Consider the following 17,709-nt stretch of genomic DNA (forward strand, 5'->3'; position numbering starts at 1 on the left):
GTGCCCAACCAAGCCCCCCCTTCCGTGGACTCAGTGTGCGTCGTCATCCCGATGTACAACGGCGCCGACAGCATTGAGCAGACATTGGCCTCGCTGGTCGGGCAAACCCGCCTGCCGGATCACGTCATCGTTATTGACGATGGCTCCACCGATGACGGCCCACAACGGGTCAGGAACTTCGACGCGCCGTTTCGTCTGACGCTGCTGCAGCAAGCCAACGAAGGCCAGGCCAGCGCGCGTAATCACGGCATGCGGCACTCGCAAGAAACGTTTGTGGCGATGCTCGATGCCGATGACCAGTGGCACCCGCAAAAGCTTGAGCTGCAATTGGCCCTGTACGAAGAACTCAGTCGTCAGGGCCGGCCGGTTGGGTTGATCGACTGTTACGCGCAGGTCAATTACAGCGATGGCCGGCGGCAACTGGACAACCGCCGCAAAAGCGGCAGGCACTTCTACGATTTCATCCACGCCAACGTCGTCAATGGTGTTTCCACCGCGCTGGTCAGACGTGAAGTGATCATGCAGCTCGGCGGTTTCGATGCCAGCCTGCGCTACTCCGAAGACCGCTACATGTGGACGCGGATCGCCGAACACTGGGAAATCCACACAGTGCCGCAAGTGCTGCTGGAGCGCACGGTCAACGGCGGCAACATGACCGCGCAACCGAAAAAGTACTACCAGAACAAGATCCGTTTCATCGAGGTGTACCTCGCCCGCTACGGCGAGATGCTCAGCCAGCAGCAACGGATCGATTTCGTCCTGGGCAACCACACCGATTTTCTCGAAGCGTTTTCCCGACGCGGCGAGCATGACCAAGTGCTCGGCGTGTACCGGCGAATGCTCGAGTGCTCATGGCAAGCGCTGATCTTCGCCAACGGCAAAGCCACCTTGCGCTATCTCTATGCCCGCGCCAGAACGTGGCGCAAGGCAACGGCGTCAACCCCAGCTCATTGAATCGGTAACCGCCATGGCCAATCACCGTCTGGTGACATTGAGCTGGATCTTCACCGAGAAATTCGGCCTGATCCTGCTGTCGATGATCACCTTTGTCGTCTACGCCAAGCTGCTGTCGCCGGCCGAGCTGGGTGTGGGCACGATCATCATCGCCATCGTCGAGTTGATTGGCCTGGTGTACTCATCGGTGCTGGAAGATCCGCTGGTACGCCTTGAACGGCTGGAAGACAAACACATCTGCACGGCCTTCTGGGCCGGGGTGTTCGTCAGCCTGGTGTCGATTGTCATCATCTCGCTCGCGGCATTCCTGTACACGCCCGACCCGCTGCTGCAATGGCTGACGGCGGTGGCCTCGGTGAAAATCCTGTTCACCATGATGGCGCGGGTCTATGTGGCGCAAATGCGCCGTAGCGGCAACTTCAAGATGCTCGCATCGCGCACGTTGCTGGGCAAAGTGGCGGGCGGTGTCGGCGGCATCGCGGTGGCACTTTGCGGTTGGGGTGCGTGGGCAGTGATTGCCCAGGCGCTGATCATGGAATGGGTGTCGATCATTGTCCTGATGCATGCAGACCGGCGACGCATTGCTTTTGCTATCGACCGCCAGGTTCTGCGTGAGCTGCTGCGGGCCGGCGCACCAGTTGCAATCAATTCCCTGAGCTCGCAAACCTTGCAGCGCGGCGTCAACGTGGTGCTGGGGATGACCGCCGGGGCGAACGCGGTCGGCATGTTCAACATGGCGATGCGCATCATCGAGCTGCCGCGCACAGCGATTTATAACGGTCTGCTGAGTTATGCGTTGCCGGCGTTTGCCCGGCGCAGTGCAGAACCCAAGCGTCTGCTCGGAATCATTGGCGACTCGACTGCGGTCAGCGGCTTTGTGTTGACGCCGCTGTTCATTGGCCTCGCGCTCACGGCCAACGACCTCATCCTGTTGATCTTCGGCGCCAAGTGGGCTGACGCCATTCCTCTGTTGCAAATGCTGGCCTGCACCGCGGCCATTGGCAACACCGCCATGTACGCCACCACCGCACTGGTGGCGGTCAACCGCAGCCACCTGACGATCAAGGCGGAAGTGCTGACTACCGTCCTGGCACTGGCGCTGGTTTACAGTCTCGGCAACGTCTATGGCGGCATGGCCGCAGCCGGCGCGCTGCTCGCGCGCATGTTGCTGATCACACCACTGCAAATTCGCGGCCTGAACCTGGCCATCGGTTACAGCTGGCGGCGGTTTTTCGAGGCCAATTACCGCAGCGTGATTGCCGCGCTGGTCATGGCCGCGACCGTGTTGCTGGTGTCAGCGCAACTGGGCTTTCAGGGCTACTTGCACCTGATCGGCAACATCGCAGTGGGCGCGCTGAGCTACGCCGTGGCGTACAGCCTCATCCACCCGCACTGGCCGCAGGAATTCAAATCGGTTTTCACCGCCCGCTGATTCATTCCCTGAGACAGGAAGCCCTCACCATGCGCAAAACCACGTTGATTACTGGCGGGGCCGGGTACATCGGCTCGCATACCGCTTTGGCGCTCATCAATGCCGGGCACCGGGTGCTGGTGCTCGATAACTTGTGCAACAGCTGTCAGGAGTGCATCGCGCGCCTTGAGCAACTGACCTTGACCCGGGTCGATTTCATCAAGGGCGACATCCGTGATTCCGATCTGCTGGACGACATCTTCCGACGCTATGACATCGATGCCGTGGTGCATTTTGCCAGCCTCAAATCCGTCGCAGAAAGCGTGCGCAAGCCGCTCGACTACTACGCCAACAATGTCGCCGGCACGCTTGACCTGTGCCGGGCAATGGCGCGCAACAACGTCTTTCGCCTGGTGTTCAGCTCATCGGCCACGGTGTACGGCGAGCCGACCCGCACGCCGATTGCCGAAGACTTCGGCACCGGTAAACCGGTCAATCCCTATGGCCGTACCAAGCTGATGATCGAAGAGCTGCTGACGGATTTGTGCGACTCCGATCCGCGCTGGAGCATTGGCCTGTTGCGCTACTTCAATCCGATTGGCGCCCACGAAAGCGGGATGATCGGTGAAGACCCACGCGGCCGACCCAACAACCTGCTGCCGTGTCTGACCCAAGTCGCGATTGGCCGGATACCGGAACTCACGGTGTACGGCAGCGACTATCCCACCGCCGACGGCACCTGCGTGCGCGATTACATCCACGTGGTCGACCTTGCCATTGGCCACCTCAAGGCACTGCTGGTGTTGCAGCACCACCACGGCATCCATTTCTGGAACCTCGGCACGGGTGTCGGCTACAGCGTGCTGCAGATCATCCACAGTTTCGAGGACATCACCGGCATCAGCATTCCCTACCGGTTTGCACCGCGCCGCGAAGGTGACATTGCCAAGTGCTGGGCCGACCCGGCCAAGGCCGGACGGGAGCTGGGCTGGACCGCGCAGCGCGACCTGCAGCAGATGATTGTCGATGCCTGGCGCTGGCAGTCGTGTAATCCGCAGGGGTATCAGTCTTCCTTTGAAATTCCAGCGCTGCTTGCCTTCAAATGATGGTTTTACGATCGCTGCCGGCGCTGCTGCTGTGGGTTTCGCTGACTGGCAGCGCCGCACAAGCGCCTCCCGACGCCGGGCTGGTGCTGTGGCTGGACGCGGCCGATGTCTCCAGCCTGACCCTGAATGCGCAGAACCGTGTGCAGCGCTGGAGCGATAAATCCGGCCAGTCCCATGACGCCAGGGTCGACGAAGGCGCCGAGCAGCCACAACGCCTGGAAAACGCTGTAAATGGCCATGCGGTAGTGCGGTTGAGTGGCAGTTCGGCGTTTCTGGGCAAAAGCATTCGTAGCGCAAAAGGGCCTGTCACGGTAATGATCGTGTCCCGCCGGTTGCCCGAACAGGCCGGGGTCGATCCGTGGCAGCGGTTGTTCAGTTCACGGGCGCAAACCGCCCATAACGATAATGTGCTGCCCAACTTTGCCATCAGCCTGGCGCAAACCAGCGCGTATGAACCGACGGTTTCCGTCCTGGAACTGCAGGATGTGCCGATCGGCCCGTATGCAGTCGGGCGCAATGCCGTCGGCACGTCGGAAAACTTTCGCGGCGACATCGCCGAAGTGCTGGTCTACGATCGCCCGTTCACGTCCCTCGCCGAGCGCCAGCAGGCATTTCAGTACTTGGCACAAAAGTGGTCAGTGGCGGTCCCCAGCCATGCCGATACCTGGACCCGCGTCGGTCCACTCGGCACAGTGCCGGCGCGTCAGCACGCCTATCTGCCGCTGTCCGACCAGGCCAATGCCGGGCGCTGGGCATTCAACACGACGCTGTCCGACGACTTCAACGGCAGCAGCCTCGACCCCGGGCGCTGGCACGTCAACAATGCCATCGGCAACGAATCGCTCGGACGCAAACCGGCGCTGTTCACCCCTCGCAATGCCAACGTCAGCAACGGCCACCTGAACATTGTCTTTCGCAAGGAAACCTTGCCGCAAAAGTACGTCGAACTCGGCTTCAAGGATTACACCTCAGCCATGGTCCGTACCCGTGAACGCGGTTTCTACGGCTACTACGAAGCCCGGGCCAAACCGATGAACTCCGCGGCTTCCAGCGCGTTCTGGCTGGCGTGGACAGGCCTGACGGACAACGCCACGGAAATCGATATCTTTGAAATTGGCGGCAAGACCAGGGATGCGGCCTCGGATCGCTCTTACAACATGAACGCTCACTTATGGTCGACGCCGCACAGCAAAGAACACATCGCCGACGGCAGCAGCTGGATCAGCCCTTGGCGCCTGGCCAGTGACTTTCATGTCTACGGCTTCGACTGGCAGCCCGATACCCTGCGCTGGTACGTCGATGGCGTGCTGGTCAGGGAATCGAAGAACCGCCACTTCTTCTTCCCGATGCAAATCGTCTTTGACAGTGAGGCCATGTGGAAATGGTTCGGCGTGGTCGACGACACTGACCTGCCGTCCACCTTTGAGGTCGACTACATCCGCATGTGGCAACACGGTCCATAACCGTCACACCTAGCCTGGGACAGTCGACGCCCTTCTGCTGCCATAGCTTTCGCCTTGGGTCGAATTTCACTCGGCGGAGTCGTCAGTTCTCAATCAGCGCTAACACGTCCGGAGCGCCCCTACATGAACAACCGACGACTGAAGGAGCTGGATCTGCTGCGATTCCTGGCAGCGCTCGCCGTGGTGATTTTTCACTACGCGTTTCGCGGTTATGCGCGGGGCGATATGTCGGTCATGCCCTATCCGCTGCTGGCCGAAATGGCCAAATACGGTTACCTGGGCGTGGAGCTTTTTTTCATGATCAGCGGATTTGTCATTCTGATGACGGCGTCGAGCAACAATCTGCAGGTGTTTTTCATCTCCCGCGTGGTGCGCCTGTGCCCGGCGTTCTGGGTGTGCTGCACGCTTACGTTTCTGATCACACTGGCCTTCGGGCAGCCCAGATTCAGCGCGGATCTTTATCAATACCTGATCAACATGACGTTCCTTGGCGACCTGATCGGCGTCCCGCCAATCGACGGCGTTTACTGGTCACTGTTTGTCGAGATCAAGTTCTACCTGATGATCTCGGTTCTTTTGGCCTTCAAGAAAATAGACAAAATCGAGCCCTGCCTTGTGCTCTGGCTACTGGTGTCGGCCACAGCGGAAGTCCTCGCTTTTGAAAAGCTGCGCTCGCTATTGATCACTGATTACGCGGCCTACTTCATCGCCGGTGCGACGTTCTACCTGATCTGGGCGAAGGGTATGACAAAACCGCGCATTGCCTTGGTGGCGGGAGCACTGGCATTGGCCACCTTCACCGCCATTACCTGGGCCGAGTCGATCGAAAGCAAATACGCGACGCAATACGATCCCTCGATCATCGGCAGCGTCATTATCGTGTTCTTCATGACCTTCCTGTTGATCGCAACCAACAAAACAGCCGCCATCGGACAATTGAACTGGACCACCCTGGGAGCGCTCACCTACCCGCTTTACCTGCTCCATCAAATGATCGGTTTCATCATCTTCAACATGGCCTATCCGGCGGTGAATGCGCACCTGCTGCTGTGGGGCACCGTGGCGTTGATGATCGCTGCTTCCTATGTCATTCACGAAAAGATCGAAACGCCGATGGCCAAGCTGATGAAAAGGTCCCTGTCATTTTCCTTCAATCGACTCAGGGCTGATCCGTAGCCAGCCGGCGCATTTCAAGCGAGAAACCACTGACAGCAGCTTCGCCTGCGACCTGAAAAGTGGCTGCAGATCCGCCGGGGTGCCGTTGCAATGCGACGAACCGGCCGACTTCCACACCTTTCGCATCGCGCTGATCGGACTCGCAAGGCTGTATGACCTGAATTGACGCTTGTACCTGACTATTTGAATGAGTGACCGGAGCATTGGCTGCCCAGGAGTGTTGAGCGAATCCAAAGTTCGCGAAGTATTCTCCCTTCTTCGCCAGAGCGAAAGGTTTAAATACTGAGGGGGCATCTGAACGATTGCTGATACCGCCCCGGCCTCGCGTAAGCACTATGCAATCCAAATACATAATGGCAAAATGCCGGCAGCTCAGTTTTCCCGCTTTTAGATAGTGAGGATACCAACTCGATTCAAAGCATTCACCGATGTCTCAAATTAGAGGATATTCAAGGCTTGGGCATTTTATGGCTCATTGGCTTATGCTTATTAACCACCGCACTACTGCATAGCATAGGTTTTTAGCTCTGCGAATAAAAATGTTGCGCTCAGCAGGAATCAGACGTAGACCTGTAGAAGTTCAAATCAGTCAAAGACACAGAATTAACGACGATGGAGTTTGTGCAAAATGGATAAAAGCAAAGAGTCTGTATTGATCAATGAAGTAATGGGACTGGTAGGTGATCGTGCAGAACTGCAAAAATCACAATCGGAAGGGCAGTTACAATGGGTGCAATTATCAGCACCTAACTATAAAACGAGACCCGAGACCTGGGTGCTGAAGGCGCATATCGGTACTATTGGAAAGCTTCAACACCTCACCACTCCGATGAGTCTTGAGCAAGACATGTCTCTCATCGCGCTCGCTCGCAATGTCTTTGAGAATCTGATCTGGCTTAAGCTTTTCAATTTGGACAGGTACTACGGACTGGTGTTCTATAGACAACTTTTACAGCAACAGTTAGATAGCCAGGCACAGGCGATAGAAAAAGTTCGCGAAGAAATTGAGCTTTTCAAGGAACTCGACAAAGAGGACGCACCCGACTTCGACTCGATCTTCGATAAGGTCGACGAAAATACAAGCAAGGAAGAAAAAGCAGCGATTATCAGCGATCATATAAAGCAGGCAGCAGACAAAATTGACCTAAAAGCCAGATCGGCTTTTTCCATCTATGCCGACCAAGCGAAAACCAACGGCTACGGATTTCAAGCCCATCTGATCGAACAACAAGCGATTCCCCAACATAAGGGCCAGATTGCTGTTCTCACCGAGCACATGGAGGAGCTTTTGAAAGCTGTACCAGCGGGCATAGCGCCGCAATTGCAGGCTGAGTTTCAAGAAAAGCCAATTCGTTGGAACTGGGCAGATCGAGCATTGAAACTTGGAATGAATTCCGAGTATAAATTTCTTTATGCATTCACCAGCAGACTATTGCACTCCACACCCTTAAGTCTGGTGACCCCTGCCGCTCTTGACTTGCAAGAGCGTTGTTTGCTGCTTGATTACATTTATCTAACGATAAATGAAATATATAGCGAGATATCCAGCTTTGTATATCCAGGAAAAATATCAGTTATCAAAGTCTAAATAAAAATCAACAAAACCAAGCCTGTTGAGCATATCTGAATAGTGCTGCCGGGTTCTTCGGGCTGGCCTCAGGGGCCGGCTCGACCACACCGGCACTACGCCAGGTCGAGCCGGCCCGCTCCACGGCTATGAAAAAATCGCATAAAGTCGCTCTACTACAAAACTCAAAGCGACTTTAATAGTCATGCCGCGGTTAACCGAACCATACCGAAACGATCAATTCACTTTCATTCAATTCAATATTGCAGCGTTCAGGAATCCAATCCTTGGTTAGTCCGTCACCTGTTTTATATACTCTGAGACGATGGCCGACCAACTGAGAGATTGTTTGCGGCTGAGAAGACACGAGCGATCCGATCAACTGCCCTATACCGACCTCCTCCAGTGATCTGGCAGTATTCTGGTCTAGTAACTCAAAGCCAGACTTTCCCATTATTCCTGTTTTTAATAAATTCCATCCTTCGTCGGTTATCTCAAAGGCATTGTACGAGCCCGTTGGCAACCCACACAAAGAAGGAAATATCCTGCTCCCGGTTTTCTCCTCCAGTATCAAGGCATCGCCTATCAAGCCAGCGAGCTCCTCACGGGCCTCGCCTAATGTGGTTTTACGGATCTCCGGATGACACTGGACAGAACTATCAAGTTTGTAAATCCATACACCAGACATATCATTCTCCCTATTTAAATCAGCTATTTTCATGAGAGTACTTTCCAAATGGCAGACTCCATAGCTAGCTAACTTAAAGCAAAATGCCATCATGCAATTTGGTGGAAGAAGCATAGTTGAATAAATCTCAGTGATGCCATTCGGTTATTGAAATATTTTTGACTGTTTCAGAAAAGTTACAACTAAGACAATGCGACGTCTCAAGCAGGATTTACTGCGCGGTTTTCAGATCCAATACCATTGGGCGGGTACTCATAAAAACGTCTTGCACTGAGAGTAACCCGGACTATGCTCCCAACATCCTCTCTAGTGGCCACTGGCCTTGAGTGGCCAGCCTCAGGTTTTGCTGTCCGGGCATCGCATCGCTGATTAGCACAGAGCTATACACCCTACGGCACAAATGCGTTTGCCGTGGTGTTCCCAGGAGGGAGTCATGCCGCCAGGACAGTACCTGATCTCCCCCCGCATCTACGAAGGTGCGGACTTGCTCGACTTCAGCGCCCCTTGCGAACTGTTCAACTGGATGAAGCGATTCACTCGGTTCAAGGCGGGAGAGGGTTATCCACCTTACATCGTCGATAGACTGAATATTACCGACGGTGGCATTTCAACGGGGCTCAACGAGGCCTTGGCAATCATCGCCTTGGTTCCCGGTGATCTGGTCGCACAGGAGGTGCAGTTGAACACCCAGTACAACCCCTGCCCTCCCTTTACAAATGGCCGCCCTTCCGTCGCCAAGCCTCCTACCTACACCCGTGCGCCGGACGCACCTGCGATTCCGGTCTCGCTAAGACCATCGCTAAAGCCGGACTGAAGTTGGAGAGGGTCACCTAACCGCAATGGAGCAAAAATCATGACCGATTCTCGCCAGGATGTTGCAACACTGGGTTCTGGATGGAACAAGACATTACTGAACTACGCAAAGGCAATGCAGGCGCTGGACGCACTACCAATAGCAGATCGCACCAGCTGGAAATTCCTTGGCGCCATGCATGGATTCCATCCCCAGTTGTGGCTCAACGAAAACCTGATCAAAGCGAACACCCCGATTCCAGTGGACTTGACCAACAGGACGTACGGGAATCAGTGTCAGCACGGTAGTTGGTATTTTCTTTCCTGGCATCGGGCATATCTGTTTTCTTTCGAAGCAATCGTCGCCGCGAAAGTAAAAGAGTTGACGGGTGACGACTGGAGCCTTCCTTACTGGAACTACCTCAACAGCAGCAACCCGAAAGCACTGTATCTACCAGATGCCTTTGTAGAAAAAACGTTACCCGACGGCAGCCCGAACCCTCTGAGCAAATATCCTCGGCGCCCCGGGATCAAGGCGATCAAGCCGGGTAGAGGATTCAGCCTTGAAGCGATGGAGGAAAATGACTTTATCGTCGGTAACGGAAACTTGGGATTCGGTGGCGGAATCACTGGCGATTTCGTCCAGTTCGCCGAAATCACCGGGGAACTTGAGAGTAACCCGCACAACACGGTTCACGGCTTGGTCGGTGGTTACATGGGAAATGCCTATTTGGCAGGTCTTGACCCGATATTCTGGCTCCACCATTGCAATATTGATCGCCTCTGGGAAGCGTGGATGAACGCGCCGGGCAAGACCATGGTTCACGACCCACTCTGGCTTAATGGTCCGGCAAACCGCAGCTTTATCATGCCAGTCCCCGGCGATAATGCACCTGGGGTAAGGTTTACTAGCAAAGACACGTTGAAGGGCGGTAAATTTTATCGGGCCTATGATGACTTGAGCATTGGTACGGGTGTAAAGCCGGGAGTGACTGCAGTGGCACGGGTCAATATGGGGTCGCCCAACAAACAAACGGTACAACCCATCGGCGCCAATGCCGCAGCCGTCACGATAGGGAGCGTGCCGGTAGACAGTCATATCGACCTCGAACCAACAGCGGCCTCCAGTACCATTTCGACCATGGGTGCGAAAACGCCCGGAAAAGCAGTGGCCCGACTCTATCTGTCTCTGGAATCTGTGCGCGGTTCGGCACCATCACCGCTTCTGGATGTGTACGTCAATCTCCCTGTAGGCGCCAACCCGGTGCTCGACCCAGGCCGGTACGCCGGCAGCCTGACGCTTTTCGGGCTCAACGTTGCTTCTGAAACAAACGGCGAACACGACGGATTGGGCTATACGATTGACATCACCGATCTCGCCCAGCGGCTCACCGACGCCGGGGACTTCGATCCGAATCATCTGCGAGTGACGCTTGTACCTGTAGAGCAGATATCCGATGAAGCACCGATAACGGTTGAACGCATCAGCGTTCTCAAGCGCAGCGGTGTCGTGACCTGAGGTCAAGCTCATGCGGCCAGGTCTGGTTCTACGCAGTTTCACGTACGCACCGTGGCCAATACTGCTGGCCACGGCAGGAGTCGGCCAGGCCCTTTCCCTTTACAACGATGTGAGTGGTGAAGGTCCCGCGTTTTGCTTGGCGGTGAATGGGCTGTCGATCGTCACGAGTTGGCCGGTGGTTTTACAAGCGGAGCTTGCACTGAACCCGCTTCATCGCATCCTCGCCGGCTGGTTCTTGATGCTTTTGGCCATGATGCCGCCCCTGTTGGCGATGCCGCTCATGCATGTCTGGCGCTCCAGCCTGCCGAATCGCCGAATGCGGGCGTCTGCCGTGTTTATGCTCGGCTATTTTGCGTTGTGGATGGCCGTCGGCCCTCTTCTATGGGCTTTGGCATTGTGGCTGCAGATCGCTGTCGGCGAAAACGTGTTGATCGCAGCGCTACTGATCGCGATGGTGTGGAGCATCGGCCCGTGGCATCGCGCAGCACTCAATCGGGGCCATCAATCGCGCAGAATCGGCTTGTTCGGCTGGCTAGCCGACAAGGATTGCCTGACCTTCGGCCTGAGCCACGGCCTGGTTTGTCTGGTTTCGTGCTGGGCATGGATGCTGGTGCCGCTGGTGAGCGTGGCTTGGCATATTCCGGTGATGCTATTGGCAGGTCTCATCATGCTGGCTGAACGGCTCACGCCTCCTGGTCCTCCACGCTGGCACCCGTTTGTGTCGCCTATGCACTTGTACTCGTTCCTCACCAAACAAATTACGGAGCGTCCCCATGGTTAGGCGAGTTTGTCTGGCAATCGGCGTAAGCACCGTGACATCTGTCACGAAAGAAGTCTCGGATTTCGACTATCTGGATGGTGCCGTTTTAGCCGCTCGCTCAATGGGAGAGTGGGCGCTGCGCTCTGATTTCGGCGTCGACAACATAAAAGTCGTCGACGACGGCTGGGTCGACAACAAGCCCAACCCGGTCACACGAGCGCGCGTACAACAAGCCGTCGACGAGCTGTTTCCAGCCGGCCGCGAGGTCGTTGACCAGTTGATCCTGTCATTTTGCGGACATGGGCTGACGGGGTCGAATTTTGGCGAGATCTTCTGGCTGTTCAGCGACTCGCTGCTTATGAAATACCGTATCGTGGTCGACAGGTTCCAGGAGGAAATCTTCCTGCTCGGCGTCAAGCGCATAACGCTGATCACCGATGCGTGCCGCGAAGCCCCCCAAAGCCTGGAGTTGATGCGCCTTGACGGTATACGCGGGATCGTTGTGCAAGGTACCCGGGCCGACCAAACAAGGTTCGATCGCCTCGCATCCTGCCAGGACGGACAACAGGGGTATATGGTGCGTGACCAGGCCGCAGGCGCACCGGGCAAATGCGTTTTCTCGGGAGTCATCGCAGATATTCTCTGGGGACTGGAACCAGCGGCCATCGAAAATGGACGCATAACCACCAATGCGCTGGGTAACTTCGCTCGCTCGCGAACAACCGAACGCGCACGCGATTACCACCTCAAGCTTGATCCGCAATGTCAGATGGATCCCGAACCCGTGGTGCTTTACGACACTGCGAGCCCATTGCAACTCCCCGCCGACCTGCAACCCTGGCCCCCCCGAAGCAATTTAGCGGTATTGGGTGCTGAAAAAGCCGACAGGGCTCTGAGATCTGCCAAGCTCGCTCTGGAGAACTTAACAAACCAGCATTCCCACCAGGAACGCACCTTCCGGGGCCGCTCCTTCCGGGATCGTCTCTCCGACAAATTCTCTTGGTTCAAGCGGTTCAAATCGAAAGATCCAGATATTCGCCGCGTAGTCGAAAAACGAGCGCAATTGCGCGAGGTGATCGCTGAACTTCGGTCCTTCAGCAAGGATGACCCTCGCCAGACGAAAAAGATAAAGGACCTGTTTGAACTGATATCAACCGAGTCGGACGCTTTGAAGGTTCAACATCGGTTTCTGGAAATCAACGATCCCGGTCACGCAAACCTGATCGTTTGGGGTGATCAGGCGACGCTTCTGCCCAGCTCTTCGATCCACTCCCTCAGATCCGAGCCCCCCATCAACGAGTTTTACGTTAAAGCCGACGCCAGAGGGGCGCCTGTTCTGGTGCAAATGGCCAATGGGCAATTCACTCCCGTCGTACCTTATGCGGGTCTGTATGCGGCTGTTGTGCCCGGTTCCAGCGGAGACGTTTTCCAGATTTACGGCGCGCACGGTTCGCCTGAAAGATATCTGACAGCCATTAGGGCCATTCACGAATTCGCCGCCGGCCGACTGCGGGTCGACAGCGTTGAACGACTGGCTGCAGACCTGCGGCACGAAAAACATGCCGATCCGATGCTGGGCGTCATCTGCGCGTATCTCTATCATGCAATTGCCGATTACGACAACATTCGGCGCATGGCCCGTTTTTATGCGGCCCGGCACCAAGCGGTGCCCTTCGACCTCGCGCTTCTCGGGGTGATGGAAGTGACACACGGCAAGCATGGCGCCCTGCAATTGCATGTGCCGGAGGTGAAGGCTCGGCAATCGCGGCAACACGGGCCAGCTCTCCCCGACTATGCCACGCAAGCAACCTCAGCAACCCTCGCCAGCATCGGCGGACGATGCCCATGGCTCGGGCTTGGCTGGGACTATGTTGTTGAACCTCGATTGGAGTCGGCCCTCCTTGTCGAAGGACTGGGCAAACATGCGCCACTGGTTCGTCGCAGCGGTTCGACCGTGTTGCCTCCGAACTCAGCAAGGCAACTCGCGGAGGCCTGGGGTCTGCTGCAAGGTTGATTCGATTTATGCGTTGTTGAGGTGTTCTCAAGGAGGAAATCATGCATGAAGAGTTGAGTTGGGCAGACATCGTAGATGCGCCGGCAGAGCCGCTTGAATTTGGCGCATGTCACGTCCATCAAGCGTGGCGACGCCATAAGACGCGCCAACAAAAATTCCTTGGGCTGCAGGCGGCTTTCGTGACCAGTGAGCACCGCTTGCCCCGCCTGCTTCAGTCCGTCGAATCAAACTGCAACGCACGAAACCATACCGAGAGAGGGCAAGCGATATTCGCTGCCGTCTGGTCAAGCAATGCTTCATGGGCAATTCTTTGTGATGCCACCCAAGCGGTTTTGATACCCAGGAACTGCCTTGAGACAATTGCGGAAAACAAGGTGCGAGATGACGATCTCGTCGGTGTTCTTCGATGTCTTCTTGAGCGCAGCCCGCCGAGTCGAAAAACTCCGCTTGATGAGACCGTCTACGAGCGAGTCCTCGCTGCGAGCCGACGGCAACAGAGCCGTTAAACACCATCAGTGGTCTGGGCACACCGAACACAGGCGGTAGCTGTCTTCGATACGAAAGAACCGAGAGCGCAGGACCGATCCCGTGAATTCGCGAAGGAGTCTGATGCAAATCACCGAACCTTTCGCGCGAAAACAGCGTCCGAGTCAAGGCGTTATCGCTTACCGCTCGCCACGAGGTTTACGTTTGAAAGCTGCCATCGTCAGAAAATACCGTTTGATCATCAAGACTCTGGGCTATGTCGGCTGGGCGTTGTTCTGGCTGCTACTGTGGGACATCGCCGTCACCGTCGACTTCATGCTGTTCCTCAACGCCAAGCTGAATCTGCCATTGATGCCCCTGACGTTATTGGGTTCGGCATTGATCGTGCTGATCAGTTTTCGCAACAGCAGCGCTTACAACCGCTGGTGGGAAGCACGGACGTTGTGGGGTTCGATGATCAACAATTCGCGCAGCTTCGCCCGGCAGGTGCTGACGTTGCTGGATGATCCCGATGGCGAGGTTAATCCGGTCAAATCGACCCTGTTGCGCCGGCACGTCGCCTATGTGAATTGCCTCGCGGCGCACCTGCAAGGCCAGCCTTGTCCTGAGGAAGTCCGCGCGTTCATTCCCGCCGATGAGTTCGCCCGCAGTGGCACCACCAATAACTTTGCCAACGATATCCTCACCGGATCAGCGACTTTGCTCGCGCGGGAATACAAGGCCGGGCGCCTGGACAGCATTCGCCTGGCGCGGCTGGAATCGACATTGGTGGATCTGTCCAACAGTCAGGGTGGTATGGAACGGATCGCGAATACACCGCTGCCCTACCCGTATGTGTATTTCCCGCGGCTGTTTATTTCGCTGTTCTGCCTGATCGTGCCCGTCGGGCTGGTGGAATCGTTGGGCTGGTTCACGCCGCTGGCCTCGACCGTGGTCGGCTTCATGCTGCTGGCCATCGAGCGCATCGGCACTGATTTGCAAAGCCCGTTTCGCCACAGCGAACATCAGATTCAGATGGAAGCGCTGTGCGAAACCATCGAGAAAAACCTGCAATCGATGCAGCGTGACTCTTTGGGGGATGTGCGGCGGATTGAAGAGAACGCTTAAGCGTGGTCGCCGTGCGTCGGCTGTCCGGTGACGGTTACGTCAGCGCAGAGCTGTCACAACCCACATTTTCCCTGACAAAACCACTGCTTTTGCAGACGTTGTAAAAGTCTTCTCAGCCCGCTGGACGCGCCAGGCCAGGCCCTGGCGCGTTATTGAGCAACGAACAACGCTTTATTACCGAATTTGTGATTTAACTAGATAGTTACCTAATTATATAATGCGTCCCTCATTTCAACGGGACACTCAACGTGAAGCAGAGTCAACGCCTCTCGGGCATATCAAAATTCATTCTGGTCGGGCTGGGCGTCGTCATCGCCCTGCTCGGCTTGGCGCTGGCTGCGGGCGGCGTGAAGTTGGTCAGCCTGGGAGGCTCGTGGTACTTCCTGGTGGGTGGCTTGGTCATGGCCGTTTCCGGTCTGCTGATCGCGCGCTTCAAGCTGGCCGGTGCGTGGCTGTTCGCTGCGTTCCTGGTGGGCACCGCGATCTGGGCGGTGAGCGATGCCGGGCTAGTGTTCTGGCCGGTGTTCTCGCGCCTGTTCATGTTCAGTGTGATCGGTTTGGTCGTGGCGCTGGTTTATCCGCTGCTCAAGCGTGCCAACGGTGGCGTTGCGGGTCGCGGCGCTTACGCTGTGGCTGCGGTGCTGGCGGTCGGCGTGGCTGTGGCGGCCGGCAATATGTTCGTCGCACACCCGACCGTTGCCGCTACCGGCACCGGCCCGGGCCTGACCCCGGTCGAGCCGGACAAGGCGCAAAAGGACTGGGCGCACTACGGCAATACCGAAGGTGGCAGCCGCTTCGCTGCGCTGGACCAGATCAATCGCGCCAACGTCGACAAGCTGAAAGTGGCGTGGACCTACCACACCGGTGACGTCGCCGAGAGCGATGGCAACGGCGCTGAAGATCAACTCACTCCGCTGCAGGTTGGCAACAAGGTATTCATCTGCACCCCGCACAACAACCTGATCGCCCTCGATGCCGACACCGGTAAAGAACTGTGGAAGAACGCGATCAACGCTCAGTCGAAAGTCTGGCAGCGTTGCCGTGGCATGGCTTATTTCGACGCCACCGCCGCTATCGCTCAGCCGGCCAATTCGAAAATCATCGAAGCCAAGCCTGCGCCGGCCGCCAATTGCCAGCGTCGTCTGCTGACCAACACCATTGATGCGCGCCTGATCGCGGTCGATGCAGACACCGGCGAGTTCTGCCAGGGTTTCGGCAACAACGGCCAGGTGGATTTGAAGGCTGGTCTGGGTAATGTTCCGGACAGCTACTACCAGTTGTCCTCCGCTCCACTGATGGCCGGCACCACCGTTGTGGTTGGCGGTCGCGTAGCTGACAACGTGCAAACCGACATGCCCGGCGGCGTGATCCGTGGTTTTGACGTGATGACCGGCGCCATGCGTTGGGCCTTCGACCCGGGCAACCCGCAGGATAAAAACGCACCCACCGAAGGCAGCACTTATGTGCGCAGCACGCCGAACAGCTGGGCGCCGATGTCCTATGACCCGGCGACCAACACCGTTTTCCTGCCGATGGGCAGTTCGTCCACCGACATCTATGGTGTCGAGCGCAGCAAACTCGATCACACCTACGGTGCTTCGATCCTCGCGCTGGACGCCACCAGCGGTGACGAGCGCTGGGTATTCCAAACCGTGCACAACGATCTGTGGGACTTCGACCTGCCGATGCAGCCGAGCCTGATCGACTTCACCAAGGACGGCAAAACCGTTCCAGCGGTGGTCATTGGCACCAAGGCCGGACAGATCTATGTGCTCGACCGCGCCACCGGCAAACCGCTGACCGACGTTAAAGAAGTACCGGTCAAAGCGGCGAACATCCCGAACGAACCGTACTCCCCGACTCAGCCGAAATCGGTGGGCATGCCAGAAATCGGTGCTCAGCACCTGACCGAATCGGACATGTGGGGCGCTACTCCGTACGATCAGCTGCTCTGCCGCATCGACTTCAAAGGTATGCGCTACGATGGTCTGTACACCGCGCCGGGCATGGACAAGTCGTTGAGCTTCCCGGGTTCGCTGGGTGGCATGAACTGGGGCAGCATTTCCACTGACCCGGTGCACGGCTTTATCTTCGTCAACGACATGCGTCTGGGTCTGTGGATTCAGATGATTCCGTCGCAGAACAAAGGTCAGGCTGCTGGCGGCGGCGAAGCGCTGAACACCGGCATGGGCGCCGTACCGTTGAAAGGCACGCCTTACGCCGTGAACAAAAACCGCTTCCTGTCGGTCGCCGGCATTCCTTGCCAGGCGCCGCCGTTCGGCACGCTGACGGCGATCGACATGAAGACCCAGAAAATCGCTTGGCAGGTTCCGGTCGGTACTGTTGAAGACACCGGTCCACTGGGCATCCGCATGCACCTGCCGATCAAGATCGGTCTGCCAACCCTCGGCGGCACCCTGTCGACCCAAGGTGGTTTGATCTTCATCGCCGGTACCCAGGACTTCTACCTGCGCGCCTTCAACAGCGGCAACGGTGAAGAAGTCTGGAAAGCACGTCTGCCAGTCGGCAGCCAGGGCGGCCCGATGACCTATGTTTCGCCGAAAACCGGCAAGCAGTACATCGTCATCACCGCCGGTGGTGCGCGTCAGTCGACCGATCGTGGCGACTACGTGATGGCTTACGCCCTGCCGTAAATCACGGTGTTC

The 17,709-nt window shown here is 56.8% G+C and carries 14 protein-coding genes and 1 pseudogene; 14 read left to right on the forward strand and 1 reads right to left on the reverse strand.

What is annotated here, in order from left to right; genetic code table 11:
- From ACZ0A4_RS09225 to ACZ0A4_RS09255, 7 genes and pseudogenes are all read left to right on the forward strand, one after another.
- On the forward strand, positions 1-954 hold the full coding sequence (locus ACZ0A4_RS09225) for a glycosyltransferase family 2 protein (protein WP_463574237.1): 954 nt from the start codon (positions 1-3) through the stop codon (positions 952-954).
- 13 nt (positions 955-967) lie between these two features.
- Positions 968-2,386 carry an oligosaccharide flippase family protein gene (locus tag ACZ0A4_RS09230; RefSeq protein ID WP_463574239.1) on the forward strand — a complete coding sequence of 473 codons (1,419 nt, stop codon included), beginning with the start codon at positions 968-970 and terminating at the stop codon, positions 2,384-2,386.
- A gap of 29 nt (positions 2,387-2,415) precedes the next feature.
- Positions 2,416-3,471: a UDP-glucose 4-epimerase GalE gene (gene galE / locus ACZ0A4_RS09235; RefSeq protein ID WP_463574240.1), complete on the forward strand. Its 1,056-nt coding sequence runs from the start codon at positions 2,416-2,418 to the stop codon at positions 3,469-3,471.
- Positions 3,468-4,934, forward strand: a complete 1,467-nt coding sequence (locus ACZ0A4_RS09240; protein ID WP_463574242.1) for a family 16 glycosylhydrolase — start codon at positions 3,468-3,470, stop codon at positions 4,932-4,934. Before galE ends, ACZ0A4_RS09240 begins: the two co-directional genes overlap by 4 nt.
- A gap of 123 nt (positions 4,935-5,057) precedes the next feature.
- Complete coding sequence (locus ACZ0A4_RS09245) at positions 5,058-6,110, forward strand: acyltransferase family protein (RefSeq protein WP_463574244.1); 1,053 nt, start codon at positions 5,058-5,060, stop codon at positions 6,108-6,110.
- Between the two features lie 49 nt (positions 6,111-6,159).
- Positions 6,160-6,276, forward strand: a pseudogene (locus ACZ0A4_RS09250) (alanine--glyoxylate aminotransferase family protein); the annotation flags it as partial.
- A 462-nt stretch (positions 6,277-6,738) separates the two neighbouring features.
- Positions 6,739-7,698, forward strand: coding sequence for a hypothetical protein (locus tag ACZ0A4_RS09255; protein WP_463574245.1), 960 nt, complete (start codon positions 6,739-6,741; stop codon positions 7,696-7,698).
- Positions 7,699-7,891: 193 nt separating this feature from the next.
- Here ACZ0A4_RS09255 and ACZ0A4_RS09260 read toward each other — a convergent pair whose 3' ends face one another.
- Positions 7,892-8,398: a hypothetical protein gene (locus tag ACZ0A4_RS09260; RefSeq protein ID WP_463574247.1), complete on the reverse strand. Its 507-nt coding sequence runs from the start codon at positions 8,396-8,398 to the stop codon at positions 7,892-7,894.
- Positions 8,399-8,798: 400 nt separating this feature from the next.
- Here ACZ0A4_RS09260 and ACZ0A4_RS09265 point away from each other — a divergent pair, with 400 nt between their 5' ends.
- The 7 genes from ACZ0A4_RS09265 (at position 8,799) to ACZ0A4_RS09295 (ending at position 17,697) form a co-directional block, all read left to right on the forward strand.
- Positions 8,799-9,179 carry a hypothetical protein gene (locus tag ACZ0A4_RS09265; protein WP_463574249.1) on the forward strand — a complete coding sequence of 127 codons (381 nt, stop codon included), beginning with the start codon at positions 8,799-8,801 and terminating at the stop codon, positions 9,177-9,179.
- Positions 9,180-9,218: 39 nt separating this feature from the next.
- Positions 9,219-10,676 (forward strand): tyrosinase family protein, encoded by a 1,458-nt coding sequence (locus tag ACZ0A4_RS09270; protein ID WP_463574251.1) that lies wholly within the window; start codon positions 9,219-9,221, stop codon positions 10,674-10,676.
- 10 nt (positions 10,677-10,686) lie between these two features.
- Positions 10,687-11,457 (forward strand): copper chaperone, encoded by a 771-nt coding sequence (locus tag ACZ0A4_RS09275; protein WP_463574252.1) that lies wholly within the window; start codon positions 10,687-10,689, stop codon positions 11,455-11,457.
- Positions 11,450-13,450 carry a hypothetical protein gene (locus tag ACZ0A4_RS09280; protein WP_463574253.1) on the forward strand — a complete coding sequence of 667 codons (2,001 nt, stop codon included), beginning with the start codon at positions 11,450-11,452 and terminating at the stop codon, positions 13,448-13,450. Before ACZ0A4_RS09275 ends, ACZ0A4_RS09280 begins: the two co-directional genes overlap by 8 nt.
- Positions 13,451-13,491: 41 nt before the next feature.
- Positions 13,492-13,956, forward strand: a complete 465-nt coding sequence (locus tag ACZ0A4_RS09285; RefSeq protein ID WP_463574255.1) for a hypothetical protein — start codon at positions 13,492-13,494, stop codon at positions 13,954-13,956.
- Positions 13,957-14,140: 184 nt separating this feature from the next.
- Entirely contained in the window at positions 14,141-15,043 is a 903-nt protein-coding gene (locus ACZ0A4_RS09290; RefSeq protein ID WP_122598350.1) for a bestrophin family protein, read from the forward strand.
- Between the two features lie 248 nt (positions 15,044-15,291).
- Entirely contained in the window at positions 15,292-17,697 is a 2,406-nt protein-coding gene (locus ACZ0A4_RS09295; RefSeq protein WP_463574257.1) for a glucose/quinate/shikimate family membrane-bound PQQ-dependent dehydrogenase, read from the forward strand.
- Positions 17,698-17,709 lie beyond the last annotated feature (12 nt).

This window comes from Pseudomonas sp. AC172 (assembly GCF_979258595.1).

Coding starts and splice junctions, on each gene's coding strand:
- ACZ0A4_RS09230 (WP_463574239.1), top strand. CDS start 968: ATGGCCAATCACCGTCTGGTGACATTGAGCTGGATCTTCACCGAGAAA.
- galE (WP_463574240.1), top strand. CDS start 2,416: ATGCGCAAAACCACGTTGATTACTGGCGGGGCCGGGTACATCGGCTCG.
- ACZ0A4_RS09240 (WP_463574242.1), top strand. CDS start 3,468: ATGATGGTTTTACGATCGCTGCCGGCGCTGCTGCTGTGGGTTTCGCTG.
- ACZ0A4_RS09245 (WP_463574244.1), top strand. CDS start 5,058: ATGAACAACCGACGACTGAAGGAGCTGGATCTGCTGCGATTCCTGGCA.
- ACZ0A4_RS09255 (WP_463574245.1), top strand. CDS start 6,739: ATGGATAAAAGCAAAGAGTCTGTATTGATCAATGAAGTAATGGGACTG.
- ACZ0A4_RS09260 (WP_463574247.1), bottom strand. CDS start 8,398: ATGAAAATAGCTGATTTAAATAGGGAGAATGATATGTCTGGTGTATGG.
- ACZ0A4_RS09265 (WP_463574249.1), top strand. CDS start 8,799: ATGCCGCCAGGACAGTACCTGATCTCCCCCCGCATCTACGAAGGTGCG.
- ACZ0A4_RS09270 (WP_463574251.1), top strand. CDS start 9,219: ATGACCGATTCTCGCCAGGATGTTGCAACACTGGGTTCTGGATGGAAC.
- ACZ0A4_RS09275 (WP_463574252.1), top strand. CDS start 10,687: ATGCGGCCAGGTCTGGTTCTACGCAGTTTCACGTACGCACCGTGGCCA.
- ACZ0A4_RS09280 (WP_463574253.1), top strand. CDS start 11,450: ATGGTTAGGCGAGTTTGTCTGGCAATCGGCGTAAGCACCGTGACATCT.
- ACZ0A4_RS09285 (WP_463574255.1), top strand. CDS start 13,492: ATGCATGAAGAGTTGAGTTGGGCAGACATCGTAGATGCGCCGGCAGAG.